13 protein-coding genes and 1 riboswitch are annotated in these 14,065 nt (G+C 69.2%); of the genes, 8 read left to right on the top strand and 5 right to left on the bottom strand.

Annotated elements, in window-relative coordinates:
• Positions 1-18: 18 nt before the first annotated feature.
• The 5 genes from IE252_RS20835 to IE252_RS20815 form a co-directional block, all read right to left on the bottom strand.
• On the bottom strand, positions 19-1,776 hold the full coding sequence (locus tag IE252_RS20835; RefSeq protein ID WP_190090956.1) for an ABC transporter substrate-binding protein: 1,758 nt from the start codon (positions 1,774-1,776) through the stop codon (positions 19-21).
• A 64-nt stretch (positions 1,777-1,840) separates the two neighbouring features.
• Positions 1,841-2,839 (bottom strand): ABC transporter permease, encoded by a 999-nt coding sequence (locus IE252_RS20830; RefSeq protein WP_067164548.1) that lies wholly within the window; start codon positions 2,837-2,839, stop codon positions 1,841-1,843.
• Positions 2,840-3,213: 374 nt separating this feature from the next.
• Entirely contained in the window at positions 3,214-4,011 is a 798-nt protein-coding gene (locus tag IE252_RS20825; protein ID WP_101390244.1) for an enhanced serine sensitivity protein SseB C-terminal domain-containing protein, read from the bottom strand.
• A gap of 97 nt (positions 4,012-4,108) precedes the next feature.
• Positions 4,109-4,870, bottom strand: a complete 762-nt coding sequence (locus IE252_RS20820; protein ID WP_190090955.1) for an enhanced serine sensitivity protein SseB — start codon at positions 4,868-4,870, stop codon at positions 4,109-4,111.
• A gap of 166 nt (positions 4,871-5,036) precedes the next feature.
• A complete protein-coding gene (locus IE252_RS20815; protein WP_190090954.1) occupies positions 5,037-5,666 on the bottom strand; it encodes an AAA family ATPase in 630 nt (209 codons plus the stop codon).
• A 129-nt stretch (positions 5,667-5,795) separates the two neighbouring features.
• Positions 5,796-5,918, top strand: a riboswitch (glycine riboswitch).
• 143 nt (positions 5,919-6,061) lie between these two features.
• Between IE252_RS20815 and gcvT the strand changes: the two genes are divergently transcribed.
• From gcvT to IE252_RS20775, 8 genes are all read left to right on the top strand, one after another.
• Entirely contained in the window at positions 6,062-7,174 is a 1,113-nt protein-coding gene (gcvT, locus tag IE252_RS20810; protein WP_190090953.1) for a glycine cleavage system aminomethyltransferase GcvT, read from the top strand.
• Between the two features lie 69 nt (positions 7,175-7,243).
• A complete protein-coding gene (gene gcvH, locus IE252_RS20805) occupies positions 7,244-7,621 on the top strand; it encodes a glycine cleavage system protein GcvH (protein WP_190090952.1) in 378 nt (125 codons plus the stop codon).
• Positions 7,622-7,645: 24 nt separating this feature from the next.
• Positions 7,646-8,908: a serine hydroxymethyltransferase gene (gene glyA, locus IE252_RS20800; RefSeq protein ID WP_229848668.1), complete on the top strand. Its 1,263-nt coding sequence runs from the start codon at positions 7,646-7,648 to the stop codon at positions 8,906-8,908.
• 147 nt (positions 8,909-9,055) lie between these two features.
• Positions 9,056-10,441, top strand: a complete 1,386-nt coding sequence (locus IE252_RS20795) for an L-serine ammonia-lyase (protein ID WP_190090951.1) — start codon at positions 9,056-9,058, stop codon at positions 10,439-10,441.
• 278 nt (positions 10,442-10,719) lie between these two features.
• Positions 10,720-11,397 carry an HIT family protein gene (locus IE252_RS20790; RefSeq protein WP_190090950.1) on the top strand — a complete coding sequence of 226 codons (678 nt, stop codon included), beginning with the start codon at positions 10,720-10,722 and terminating at the stop codon, positions 11,395-11,397.
• 20 nt (positions 11,398-11,417) lie between these two features.
• Positions 11,418-12,083, top strand: coding sequence for a (d)CMP kinase (locus IE252_RS20785; protein ID WP_190090949.1), 666 nt, complete (start codon positions 11,418-11,420; stop codon positions 12,081-12,083).
• A 23-nt stretch (positions 12,084-12,106) separates the two neighbouring features.
• Positions 12,107-13,210: a thiamine-phosphate kinase gene (thiL, locus tag IE252_RS20780; RefSeq protein WP_190090948.1), complete on the top strand. Its 1,104-nt coding sequence runs from the start codon at positions 12,107-12,109 to the stop codon at positions 13,208-13,210.
• Positions 13,211-13,278: 68 nt separating this feature from the next.
• Positions 13,279-14,046: a hypothetical protein gene (locus IE252_RS20775; RefSeq protein WP_190090947.1), complete on the top strand. Its 768-nt coding sequence runs from the start codon at positions 13,279-13,281 to the stop codon at positions 14,044-14,046.
• Positions 14,047-14,065 lie beyond the last annotated feature (19 nt).

Genomic DNA, 14,065 nt, shown 5'->3' with positions numbered 1-14,065 from the left:
CTCGGGGGCTCAGCCGCTTTACTTGGAGGAACCCATCAGCAGGTAGTCGTACATACCGAGGTACGCCTGGGTGACCGTGACGTTCGTCGCGGACGTCGGGCGGAACAGCAGGTTCTTGCGGTAGATCAGCGGAACGGCGGAGGCGTTCTCGGCGACCATCTTGTCGATGTCGCCCCAGGCCTTCTCACGGGCGGTCTTGTCCGTGTTGGCGATGGCGTCGTTCAGCGCCTTGTTGATCGCCGGGTCGTTCAGCTCCTGGACGTTGTTGCCACCGGACGGCTTGATGGCCGCACCGTTGATGATCTGGTCCAGGAAGCCGAAGCCGGTCGGCCAGTCGGCACCCCACGCGGTCATGATCATGCCGAGCTTGTGGTCGTGCACGTACTGCGGGTTGCCGGCGAAGTTCTGGAAGTACTTGCCCGCCGGGAAGGACTTGATCTCGGCGTTGATGTTGAGCTTCTTCAGCGACGCCTGGACCGCGGTGGCCATGGCCATCTCGGACGGGCGGTCGGAGCGGGCCGTCAGGCTGGTGGAGAAGCCGTTCGGCTGACCGCACTGCTTGAGCTCGTCCTTGGCCTTGGCCTCGTCGCCCTTGTCGCCCGGGGTCTCGTACAGGTTGAACTTGGCGTAGCCGTTGACCGACGGCGGCAGCAGCGTAGAGGCGACGTCACCCTTGGGCGCGCCACCCGCGGCGGCCTGGATCGACGCCTTGTCGATGCCCCACTGGACGGCCTTGCGGCAGTGGATGTTGTCGAAGGGGGCGACGTTGACGTTCAGACCGATGTACGAGGTCGCGCCGGCGTAGGAACCGTCCGTCTGCGCCTTGTACTTGGGGTTGGTGATGACCTTCGGCTGGGTCTGCGGGGAGACACCGGTGCCGGCCGCGTCGACGGTCAGGTTGTCGGCGAGCAGGTCGTTGTCGACCGTGACCGCGTTGACCTTGAACCGGATGCTGATCTTGTCCGGCAGGGCCGGGCGGTTCGGGTCGGTCTTCGCGTCCCACTGCGGGTTGCGGACGAGGGTCGCGCTCTTGCCCTCCTCGTACGACTCGAACTTGTACGGGCCGGAGGAGACGATGTGCTGGACGTAGGTCGCGCCCTTGTCCTTGTCCCTCGGCACCGGAGCCGTCTGCGAGAACGTCGCCAGGTAGTCGAAGTCCGCGAAGGCGTCCTTCAGCTTGAAGACGATGGTGGTGTCGTCCGGCGTCTCGATGGACTCGATGCCCTTGGGGTCCTTGTTCTTGTACGGACCCTCGTACTTGTCGCCGCCGATCAGGTGGGACTTGAAGTACGTGGGGCCGTTGGACAGGGCCTCGGGGGCGAAGTTCGACCGCTCGACGGCGTACTTGACGTCCTTCGAGGTGATCGGCGTGCCGTCCTCGAACTTGAGGCCCTTCTTCAGGGTGTACGTCCAGGTCTTCGCGTCGGCGCTGGGCTTGCCGAGCGACTCCGCGAGGTCCGGGACCACGGTCAGGCCGTCCTTGCCGGCGGCCGGCTTGAACGTGGTGAGCGTGCGGCCGTACAGGCGGGAGAAGTTCTGCACCCAGCCGTAGTACGTGTTGCCCGGGTCCAGGGAGTCCGGGACGTCCGACATCGCGTAGGTGGCGGTGCCACCCTTCTTGTCGGACTTGTTGACGATCTGGGTCAGAGCGGCGTCAGCGGCGGACTTGCCGGGCTTGGAACCGCTCTTGTCGTCCTTGGAGTCGTTGCACGCGGTGGCCCCCAGCGTCAGCGCCACGGCGGTAGCGATCAGGACGGTCGCTTTTCTCGTCTTCACCTGAGGAATGCCCCCTCTATGGATGGTTGCGGCAGATGTGTCGTGTGTGGCAGGTGCCGCGTGCTTACTTGCCTCGCGGGTCGAGGGCGTCTCGCAGCCCGTCGCCCAGCAGGTTGAACGCCAGGACCGTGATGAAGATCGCCAGGCCCGGCACGATCATGTACTGCGGGTCCGCCTCGTAGAGGTCGGTCGCGGTGGAGAGCATTCCGCCCCACGAAGCCTGCGGCGGCGAGATGCCGACGCCGAGGAAGCTGAGTCCGGCCTCGAACAGGATGTTCGTGGGGATCAGGAGCGTGGAGTAGACCAGGATCGGTGCGACCAGGTTCGGCAGCAGCTCCCGGATCAGGATGAACGGACCGCGGGCGCCGAGGCTCTTGGCCGCCTCGACGAACTCGCGTTCGCGCAGGCTGAGCGTCTGGGCCCGGACGATACGGCCCATGTACGGCCAGCTGAAGAAGCCGATCACGAAGATCAGCACGCTGATCCTCAGTGGCAGCCCGGTCAGTCCGAACGCCCCGTCCTGCAGCGACGCGGAGATCGAGATGGCGAAGAGCAGGAGCGGGAACGCCAGGAAGACGTCCATCGCGCGGCTGATCAGGGTGTCCGCCCAGCCGCCGTAGAACCCTGCCGTGACGCCCATGATCACGCCGATGACGACCGAGAGCAGCGTGGCGCCGCCCGCGACGAGCAGCGAGACCCAGGAGCCCTCGATGATCCGGGACAGGATGTCGCGCCCGTACTGCGGGTCGACACCCAGCGGGTGTTCCCAACTCATGCCGCCCCAGGCTCCCTTGGGCGCCAGCAGGGCCGGATCGATCAGGTCCTGGTGGAACTCGTTCGGATCCATCCCGAACGCCCACTGGATCGGCTTGGAGAGAACGGCGAGCAGGACGAGCAGGACGACGACGACGCCACCGGCGACCGCGAGTTTGTCGCGCTTGAAGCGCGTCCAGGCGATCTGTCCGAGTGAACGGCCCTCGATCTGGCTCTGCTTGGCCCCCGTGAGTACTGCCTCCGGCGGCACCTCGGCAGCCGATCCGGTGGTCTCGAGCGGTGCGGTCACAGTGCCTCTGACCCCTCCCGGCCGGCGGATGGCCGGCCCGTACCAGCCGCTGTGGCGGCTTGTTCCATCAGGTGGTGCGGTGATCTGCGACGGGCCAACCGGCCCTTGTTAGCCGGGAGTCTTCAACGCGTTCGCGATCACCCGCCAGACCTGACGGTGAATGGTTGCCTAAACGTGATGCGGTCAGACGGCTTCCGTTATCCGGACGTCGTGATCGTCTGAGCGGACCAGTCGTGCACTAACCGACCAGATCGGGCATGTCACCCAACTGCCTTTATGAGCGGCCGAATTGGGTGGAGCAGCCAGGGCAACCGGGACACCGATGACCGATGAGGAAGGGTTTGAGGCGTGTTGCGTAGGTGATACGTGTGACGTCAGTAGGCGCGCGGGGCTGCCGGGGGGTAGCCGTAGCCGCCCGCCGGGGCCGCGGGGGCGGAGTGCGCCTCGCGGTCGTAGAAGGGGCGCCCCTTGGCGCGCAGCCACATCCCGACCGGGTCGTACTCGTCGGACAGGGCGACCGTGGACACCGGAAGGCCGTCGGGCACGGCGGCGACGGCCTGCTGCATCATCGCGCGCACCGCGTCCACCGACTGCGGCCCGGTGTCGTAGAGGTCCAGCCCGATGGCCAGATACGGCGTGCCGAGCGCGGGCTGCACCCAGGCGCGGCGCAGCGCCCGGACGGCCGGGGTGCGGTGCGCGTGCTGCGCCAGCAGGGCGTAGAACTGCGGGATCTCCACGGCCGGTTCGGTGATCCGCAGCGGGCCCGCGGGCATCCGGTCCAGGCCGGTGGCGATCCGGCGCAGATCCGGCCAGGGGATGCCGACCCCGCCGCCGGGGGCGTGCGGGTTGAGCCAGATCCCGTACCGGTCCGGGTAGAGGGTGCGGGCGATGTCACGGCCGGTGACCACCTCGTGGGCCCGGTTCCAGCCACTGGCGGAGAGCTCCTGGGCGGAGGTCACACAGGGTGCGTACGCCACCCCGTCGACCTCCATGTTCCCGTACTGCGCGTCGGGGGCGCCGGGCCGGCCGTGCCAGAGCAGCATCCACAGCCGGCCGGAGGAGGGGTCGGCGAGGGCGTGCAGCAGCGCCTCGTACGCGTCGTAGCGTCCGGGGGCCACCTGGCGCAGCATGTGCTCGACCTGCCCGGCCGCCGCGGTGCCTGACGCACTCACCCTGGGTCCCGCCCCTCTTCGTTCCCCCGCGCCGCCGGTGCACAGGCGTGCGGCCGCGGGGGTCTACGGATTATGAAACCAGCTTATGCGGGAGTAGCTAGGGGGTGGCCCGCGTGTAGAAGGGGCGCACTCGCTCGCGCATCCAGTCGCCCACCGGGTCCTGGGCCACGTCGAGCAGCACCAGGTTGACCGGCCAGCCGACCGGGACCCGGCCCAGCGCCCGGCCCAGCGCCTCCATGGGGGCGTTGCGCCCGGCCCCGTCCCAGGTGGAGAACTCCACGCCGATGAAGAGCGTCGGGGAGTCGCCCTCGATGGAGGCGAGCGCGCGGCGGGCGGTGCGCACCACGCCGGTGGCGTCGAACTCCTCGGCCGCGGCGGACAGGAAGTCGACCGGGTCCTCCTGCCAGTCGGGCTCGAAGAGCCGCACCCGGGCGCCGGAGGCGGGCCCGTCGAGCGCGGTGCGCCCGGTGCGGCACAGCTCGGCGACGGCGGGCGGCGGCAGCGGTACGCCGACGGCGCCCTCCGGGTTCAGCGCGATGCCGAGCTGCGGGGGCAGACCGCGGGCGAACTCCACGGCGGGGGCGACGGCGAACGACATGTGCGGGCCGACGCACTGGAGGAACTGCTGCTCGGAGCTGTAGACGGGGACGTAGGGGGAGCCGGCGATCTCCATCGTGGGGAGGTCGAGGTCGGTGCTGTCCCGGCTGCCGCCGTTGGGGAGGGGGATCCAGACGGGGTTGCGCCCCAGGACCTCTATCAGGCGGGGGCCCGCGCCCGGAACGCCGAGCGAGGCCGCCAGTGCCTCTTCCAGCTCGTTGCCGGGCCAGCCACCGCCGCCGTGTGGGTGGAGCAGGTCCATCTGCCGTCCTTCGTCTGCGGGCCGAATGTGGCTGGTCGCGCAGTTCCCCGCGCCCCTGGGGGTACGGCTGGTCGCTCCCCCAAGCTCTCGGCTTCGCTCGAGCAGGGGGGACCCCCAGCGCGGCGGAGCCACAGAAGTCGGAGCCCCCGCGCCCCTCGATGAAACTCTAGCCCCGGCCGGGGCTCTCCTCGAAAGCGATCCGGGCCAGCGCCTGCGCCGCCTCCCGGTCCAGCAGGACCGCCGAGGCCACCCCCCTCGGCAGGCGGCCCTGCGCCACCGCCGCTATCAGGCGGGGCACCGCCCTGGAGTGGCGGGCGAAGGCGTACGAGGAGACCTTGCGGCCGCGGGCCAGCTGGCCCGCCAGGGCCGTCTGGGGGGAGACGTCGAGCAGCACCAGGTGCAGCGCGCGGCCGCCCCGCGCCGCGCCCTTCGCCAGCGACCAGCGCACCCAGGCGTGGGTGCCGCAGTCGTGGACGGCCAGGCCCCCGCCCGACCGCAGCGCCCGGTGCATCCGCAGGAAGTGGGCGACCCTTACTACCGGCCGGTAGAGCGCGTACGGCACCCCGCCCATCCGGGCCTCCCAGGCGCGCCGGGTGTCCTGCGAGTCAATGCCGACGCCGGTGACGGCCCGGCGCAGCAGGGTCGTCTTGCCGCTGCCGGGCAGGCCGGAGACCACCACCACGTCGCCCTCGGCGAACCGGAGCGTGTGCGGTGAGCGACCGCCCCGGCCGCGCAGGTCCCGTACCACCGGAACCGGGGCGTCCGCGTGCGCCGCCGCCGTCGTGTGAACCGTCATCGGTGCTCCCTCTGCCGGGTCGTGCGACCCTTTCCCCATGCGCGTAAAAGGATGGTAATGAGACTCGGGTGATGTGGTCCCCGTGGGAGGCGTGCAATGATGTGCGCGCCAAACTGCATACCGGCCGCTTGAATCCACGCGGGAGAGTCCCCGGCAGTTCCCCCAAGGCCCCAGAAGGCCGGGAGGATCGCGGGGCGCCGAAGGAGCAAGTCCCTCCCTTGAATCTCTCAGGCCCCGTACCGCGTGGATGAGGCAGATCTGAAAAGCGAGTCGCGCGTCCCCGGACGGCGCGACTCCACCCAAGGTGCAAGCCGGGTCTCCCGGCGAACCTCTCAGGTTCCGATGACAGATGGGGAGGATCGTCCTCGCCGTCATGCCCTGGGAGTCACACCCTCATGAGCAATCCCCGTCTCACCGCCCTTGACGCAACGCACCGTTCGCTGGGCGCGACCATGACCGACTTCGCCGGCTGGGACATGCCGCTGCGGTACGGCAGCGAGCGCGACGAGCACACCGCCGTGCGCACCAAGGCCGGTCTCTTCGACCTCTCCCACATGGGCGAGATCACCGTCACGGGCCCGCAGGCCGTGCAGGCTCTGGACTACGCGCTGGTCGGCAACATGAGCACCATCGGCGTGGGCCGCGCCCGCTACACGATGATCTGCCAGGAGGACGGCGGCATCGTCGACGACCTGATCGTCTACCGCCTCGGCGAGGACGAGTACATGGTCGTCGCCAACGCCGGCAACGCCCAGGTCGTCCTGGACGCGATCACCGAGCGCGCGGCCGCCTTCGACGCCGAGGTCCGCGACGACCGCGACGCCTACGCGCTGCTCGCCGTCCAGGGCCCCGAGTCCCCCGGCATCCTGAAGTCGCTCACCGACGCCGACCTGGACGGCCTGAAGTACTACGCGGGCCTGCCCGGCACCGTGGCCGGCGTCCCGGCGCTGATCGCCCGTACGGGCTACACCGGCGAGGACGGCTTCGAGCTCTTCGTGGCCCCGGCCGACGCCGAGCAGCTGTGGCAGGCGCTCACCGAGGCGGGCAAGGACGCGGGCCTGGTGCCGTGCGGTCTTTCCTGCCGCGACACGCTGCGCCTGGAGGCGGGCATGCCGCTGTACGGGCACGAGCTGACCACCGCGCTCACCCCGTTCGACGCGGGCCTCGGCCGGGTCGTGAAGTTCGAGAAGGAGGGCGACTTCGTGGGCCGCAAGGCCCTGGAGGCCGCCGCCGAGCGCGCCGCCGCGAAGGCCCCCCGCAAGCTGGTCGGCCTGATCGCCGAGGGCCGCCGGGTGCCGCGCGCCGGGTTCTCCGTGGTCGCGGGCGGCGAGGTCGTCGGCGAGGTGACCTCGGGCGCCCCGTCGCCGACGCTGGGCAAGCCGATCGCCATCGCGTACGTGGACGCCGCGCACGCCGAACCGGGCACCTCCGGTGTCGGCGTCGACATCCGCGGTACGCATGAGCCGTACGAGGTCGTGGCGCTGCCGTTCTACAAGCGCCAGAAGTGACCCCTCGCACACGCACCGCACTACTTTCTTGTTCACCACCACTCCCCCTCGTACAGGAGAATTCAGGTCATGAGCAACCCCCAGCAGCTGCGCTACAGCAAGGAGCACGAGTGGCTGTCGGGCGCCGAGGACGGCGTCTCGACGGTCGGCATCACGGAGCACGCGGCCAACGCGCTCGGTGACGTCGTGTTCGTCCAGCTCCCGGCGGTGGGTGACACGGTGACCGCGGGCGAGACCTGCGGCGAACTGGAGTCGACCAAGTCGGTCAGCGACCTCTACTCCCCGGTCTCCGGCGAGGTCGTCGAGGCCAACCAGGACGTCGTCGACGACCCGTCGCTGGTGAACTCCGCCCCGTTCGAGGGCGGCTGGCTGTTCAAGGTGCGCGTCGCCGAGGAGCCGGGCGACCTGCTCTCCGCCGACGAGTACACCGCCTTCACCGCCGGCTGACCCACCAACTCCAGGGAACTTCCGATGTCGCTTCTGAACCAGTCCCTCCATGAGCTGGACCCGGACGTCGCCGCCGCCGTCGACGCCGAGCTCGTCCGCCAGCAGTCCACCCTCGAGATGATCGCCTCGGAGAACTTCGCTCCGGTCGCGGTCATGGAGGCGCAGGGCACGGTCCTCACCAACAAGTACGCCGAGGGCTACCCGGGCCGCCGCTACTACGGCGGCTGCGAGCACGTGGACGTGACCGAGCAGATCGCGATCGACCGGGTCAAGGACCTGTTCGGTGCGGAGTACGCCAACGTCCAGCCGCACTCCGGCGCCTCCGCCAACCAGGCCGCCCTGTTCGCGATCGCCCAGCCCGGCGACACGATCCTCGGCCTGGACCTGGCGCACGGCGGCCACCTCACCCACGGCATGCGGCTGAACTTCTCCGGCAAGCAGTTCAACGTGGTCCCGTACCACGTCGACGACGCCGGTCTGGTCGACATGGCCGAGGTCGAGCGGCTCGCCAAGGAACACCGCCCCAAGGTGATCATCGCGGGCTGGTCGGCGTACCCGCGCCAGCTGGACTTCGCCGAGTTCCGCCGGATCGCGGACGAGGTCGAGGCCCTGCTGTGGGTCGACATGGCGCACTTCGCGGGCCTGGTCGCGGCCGGGCTGCACCCGAACCCGGTGCCGTTCGCGGACGTGGTCACCTCCACCACGCACAAGACGCTCGGCGGCCCGCGCGGCGGCATCATCCTGGCCCGGAACAAGGACTTCGCGAAGAAGCTGAACTCCGCGGTCTTCCCGGGCTTCCAGGGCGGCCCGCTGGAGCACGTGATCGCGGCCAAGGCGGTCTCGTTCAAGGTGGCGGCCTCGGAGGAGTTCAAGGAGCGCCAGCAGCGCACCCTGGACGGCGCCCGCATCCTGGCCGAGCGGCTGGTCCAGGACGACGTCACCGCGCACGGCGTCTCGGTCCTGTCCGGCGGCACGGACGTCCACCTGGTCCTCGTGGACCTGCGGAACTCCGAGCTCGACGGCCAGCAGGCCGAGGACCGCCTCCACGAGGTCGGCATCACGGTCAACCGGAACGCGATCCCGAACGACCCGCGGCCCCCGATGGTCACCTCGGGCCTGCGGATCGGCACCCCGGCGCTGGCCACCCGCGGCTTCGACGCCGACGACTTCCGCGAGGTCGCCGACGTCATCGCCGAGACCCTGAAGCCGGACTTCGACAAGGCCGCGCTCGCCGCCCGGGTCTCCGCCCTGGCCGCGAAGCACCCGCTGTACCCCGGCCTGAAGTAGTTTCGTACCCTTTTATTCGTACGAACCTTCGGGGCACCGCGCACACTGGACAGTGAGTGCGGTGCCCCGAACCCTTGCACCGCCCGTTCCACCTGCTCGCTCTGCACCACCCCGGCAGACAACGGCGTCTACCCCTAGGAGTCTCCCGTGGCCATCTCGGTCTTCGACCTGTTCTCGATCGGCATCGGCCCGTCCAGCTCCCACACGGTCGGCCCGATGCGCGCTGCCCGGATGTTCGCGCGGCGGCTGAAGAACGAGGGCCTGCTGGCCCACACGGCGGCGATACGCGCGGAGCTGTACGGCTCGCTCGGCGCCACCGGACACGGCCACGGCACCCCCAAGGCGGTGCTGCTCGGCCTGGAGGGGAACTCGCCGCGCACGGTCGACGTGGAGAGCGCCGACGAGCAGGTGGAGCGGATCAAGTCGGACGGGCGAATCAGCCTGCTCGGCGCCCACGAGATCCCCTTCGACTTCGACGCGGACCTGATCCTGCACCGCCGCAAGGCGCTGCCGTACCACGCCAACGGCATGACGATCTTCGCGTACGACAGCGAGGGCGCCCTGGTCCTGGAGAAGACGTACTACTCGGTCGGCGGCGGCTTCGTCGTGGACGAGTCCGCCCTGGACAAGGAAGGCGCCGCGGGCGAGAACCCGATCGTGCCGGACGACACGGTCCTGAAGTACCCCTTCCGCACCGGCGACGAGCTGCTGCGCCTCGCCAAGGAGACGGGCCTGTCGATCTCCGCGATGATGCTGGAGAACGAGAAGGCCTGGCGCACCGAGGACGAGATCCGCGCCGGGCTGCTGGAGATCTGGCGCGTGATGCAGGCGTGCGTCTCGCGCGGCATGTCCCGCGAGGGCATCCTGCCGGGCGGTCTGAAGGTCCGCCGCCGGGCCGCGACCACCGCCCGCCAGCTGCGCGCCGAGGGCAACCCTGACGCGCACGCGATGGAGTGGGCGACGCTGTACGCGATGGCGGTGAACGAGGAGAACGCGGCGGGCGGCCGCGTCGTCACCGCGCCCACCAACGGCGCCGCGGGCATCATCCCGGCCGTGCTGCACTACTACATGAACTTCGTGCCCGGCGCCGACGACGAGGGCGTGGTCCGCTTCCTGCTGGCCGCGGGCGCGATCGGCATGCTCTTCAAGGAGAACGCCTCGATCTCCGGCGCCGAGGTCGGCTGCCAGGGCGAGGTCGGCTCCGCCTGCTCGATGGCCGCGGGCGCGCTGGCCGAGGTCCTCGGCGGCACCCCCGAGCAGGTCGAGAACGCCGCGGAGATCGGCATGGAGCACAACCTGGGCCTGACCTGCGACCCGGTCGGCGGTCTGGTCCAGATCCCGTGCATCGAGCGCAACGGCATGGCGGCCGTGAAGGCCGTGACGGCCGCGAAGATGGCGATGCGCGGCGACGGCAGCCACAAGGTGTCCCTGGACAAGGTCATCAAGACCATGAAGGAGACCGGCGCGGACATGTCGGTCAAGTACAAGGAGACCGCGCGCGGCGGCCTGGCGGTCAACATCATCGAGTGCTGACGGCGGCCGGACGCTCCGGCTCGGCGGCGGCGAGGACCCTGGTGGTCCTCGCCGCCGCCTTTTGTCTTGAAGGGCGCGGACCGTCGCCGCCCCGAACGAAATGGCGAGCCTCGGCAGTGGGGCGGAATCACCGATCACCGTATTGATCGGAACCTGTCGACCCACTTTGGCCTATTACCGTACTCCGCTTGCACGCCAGGGGCGACTACAGTACGTTATCGCCGTCTTTCCGGCCTTCATCCGAGGACGCAACTGCTCCACAAGTCGAGGAGTGGAACATGCCGCGCGGGATTGAGTGCGTCGGATCCGACCTCTGCCAAGAACTCGCCGGTTCGCGGGACACCACGTTTTCGATGGTGTACAAGGGGGAGCCGCCCAGCCGCCTCATCCACTCGACGGACAACTTCCGCTTATTGGCCGATCTGTCGCCCATGACCCTCGGTCATCTTCTCCTTCTGCCCGTTGATCACTATTTCAGCTTTGCGCAATTAGCCAATGCCTTCGACGAAGAACTCCCGGAGCTGCTGGGAAAGGTCGAGCCCGCCTATCGGGAGACCTTCGGCATGTTCACCGTGCTGGAGCACGGATCCAGCCCCGGCATGCAGTCCGGCGCCTGTATCTCCCATGCGCACTGGCACATCCTCCCGGTCGACGGCCGCCGCGTGGACGAGCTCATCCTGGCCGACGGGCTGGCCCCGACGGCGCTCGCGGGCCTGGAGCACCTGGCCGCGTTCGACTCCGTCCCCTACTTCATGTGCCTGCACGAGGACGGGATGAACGTCTACCGGCCCCGGCCCGCCATGCCCCGCCAGTACCTGCGCGCGAAGGTCGCGGAGATCGTCGGTATCGCGGACCCGCTGTGGGACTACGCGCTGGTGGTCCGCAAGGAACTCTTTCGTGAAACGGTCGCGCTGACGTCGGCCTGGCGCGTCGGCCCGGACCAGAACCCGCCATGAAGCCGGCCCGGAGGACGTACATGCCCGCCGTATCCATTTCCATCGACGGCCCGACCGCCAGCGGAAAGACCACCCTGGCCACCAGCCTTGCGGAAGAACTCGGCCTGGCTTTCCTGGACACCGGTGTCACTTATCGCAGCCTGGCCTACGCCCTCGATCACGTACCGATCGACAGGCTGAGGACAGAATTGGGATCCCTTCTCGTCCACCAGCCGGAGGTCCACCACCGACAGGGGAAAAAGGGAATCTGCCAGCACCACGCGATTCTCTTCCGGGGCGAGGACATCACGCAGAAAATCTGGCACGCCTCGCTGGACGGAAATCTCAAATCCATCGCCCAGGACCAGGCCTGTCGCCGGGAAATCCTCCGCCTGCACCAGAACATCGCGGAGAAGCACGACGACATCGTCGCGGTCGGCCGCGACGTGGCCGTCACCCTGCTCCCCCACGCCTCGCTGCACGTCTATCTGACGGCCAGCGAGACCATTCGCCGAGAACGCCGCCGAGCGCAGTACCGCACCCACAAGGACCGCTCCACGAGCGTGGGGCCGGCGACGGAACGCGACCTGCAGAACCGCGACGCCATCCGGGCCATGCCGAACGCGCTGGAGGTCGACTCGACCTACAGCCCCGCGTCGGCCGTCTTCGCCTCCGCCCTGCACGGGCTCCGGCGGCACTCCTCATGAGCCCCCAGGAAGAACAGGACACCGTGACCCCTCGCAAGGCGACCTACTCGGACGAGCCGACCAGGGTGCAGCAGCTCATCGGCGAGTTCCTCACCGGACAGTCGGGAACGAGCGTCGGCGCGGACGGACTCGACGTCCGGCTGACCGCGGGGGCGGACGCGAAGGACGACTGCGCCGTCTACGACCTGAGCTCGCCCATGAGCCTGGTCGTCGGCTCGGACTACATCCGCGGCCCCAAGTTCGTCCTCTACGAGATGGGGCTGCTCTCGGGGTTCGACATCGGCTACTACCTGGCCGTCGCCAACGTCAGCGACATCGCCGCGATGGGAGCCACCCCGATCGGCGTGCTCAGCGTGGTCCGCTATCCCCACGAGGTGGACGACGCGGAGTTCCAGGAGGTGATCGCGGGCATCCACCGGGGGTGCACGGACTGCGGAACGCTGAATGTCGGCGGTGACATCGGGAACGCCGAGCGGATCATCCTCTCCGCCACGGCGTTCGGGGTCTGCAGGCCGGGCAGCGCGCTGATGCGCAGCGGGGCGCGCCCGGGCGACCTGCTCTGTGTCACCGGCCCGTGCGGGCTGCTCGGCGCGGCCGTCGCCTACTTCCCCAAGCGGGACACGTTCGAGAAGGGGCTGTCCGACGAGGTGGAGCGGCGGCTGCTGGACGGCTGGAGGCGTCCGCGGGCCCGGGTCGCCGAAGGGCGGATCCTCGGTACGAAGGCGTACGCGACGGCCTGCCAGGACACCTCGGACGGCCTCAAGGCGACCATCGAGCAGATCATGCACGCGAGCGGTGTGGGGTTCCGCGTGGTCGAGGAGGACGTCCCCGTCGAGCCGGCCGTGGGCCTGGTCGCCGACCTCATGGGCGTCGAATCCCTGGCGCTGTCGATGAGCGCCTCCTCGGACTTCCAGCTCGCCTTCACCCTGGAGGCGGGAAAGCTGGAAAAGTGCCGGGCCGAGTTCGCGCTCGCGGGTCTGGACTTCCATGTCATCGGTGAGGCGACGGACACCGGCCGGGCGGAGTCCGTAAACCACCTCGGTGCCGTGCGCCCGCTTCCGGGAGTTGCCTGGAAGCACCAGAGGTCCGACATCAGTCTGCTGGCCACCGGTCGCGTGGAGGAATAGCGCAGGAGCGGCGGAGAATTCAGGTACTGCTCGGGAGCATCTCCGGGAGTGCGCACTAGAATGTGCGAATGAGGTCCTTGACGGCCAAGATCCTGGATCGCTTGATCCTGCTCGCGGCCAGTATCTGCATGGTGGCTCGTCAGTACGACTTCCCCGACCGGAAGTTTTGGACCGACTTATCGGACGGCCGTCCCTTTGTCATCGTGACGCTGATCTGCATCATCGGGATATTCGGAGCCTTCACCCCTTTCCAGGCGCTGTCCGAGCGGAAAAGGGTGGAGCGGAGGTCGGCCATCCGCCAGGAGATACTCACTCATTACGGGAAGATGCTGTGCCTCGCCGTACGCGCGCAGCCGCCCGTCGAACTCCAGGACCTGGGTCTGCACATCTGGCGCATCCGCCGGTCGCTCCGGCATCCCGTCCACGGATATCTCCAGCGCGTCGCGACCTACCGGCTCGGCAGCACTCCGACGACCCGGACGTTCGCCCCGCCCAAGGGCGTCGGCGTGGTCGGACTCTGCTGGAAACGGAATTCCGAGGTCTCGATGGACGTGGAGAAACTGGCCGCCGATCTGAGCGACCAGGAGAAGTTCGAGGCCTACCGGGCCGCCCACGGGGCCGAGGCCGTCATGGGATTCGACTGGGCGGAGTTCCAGCGCGTCCGGCACCGGGGAGCGGTCTTCGCCGGCCCGATCCGAGGGGGAACCGGCACCTTTCGCGGGTGCGTCAGCGTGGACGCGAGCCGCGGGCACGACTCCCTCGCCGTCCGGGCGCTGTGGGACGAGATCAATTCGCTGTGCTCACGCCTCGGGCACGGCGGTCTCGACGACATCTAGGCTCCGCGGAACAGCGGTC

Source organism: Streptomyces melanogenes (genome assembly GCF_014649795.1).
Lineage (GTDB): Bacteria > Actinomycetota > Actinomycetes > Streptomycetales > Streptomycetaceae > Streptomyces > Streptomyces noboritoensis.
This window is presented reverse-complemented; position numbering and strand designations above follow the sequence as displayed.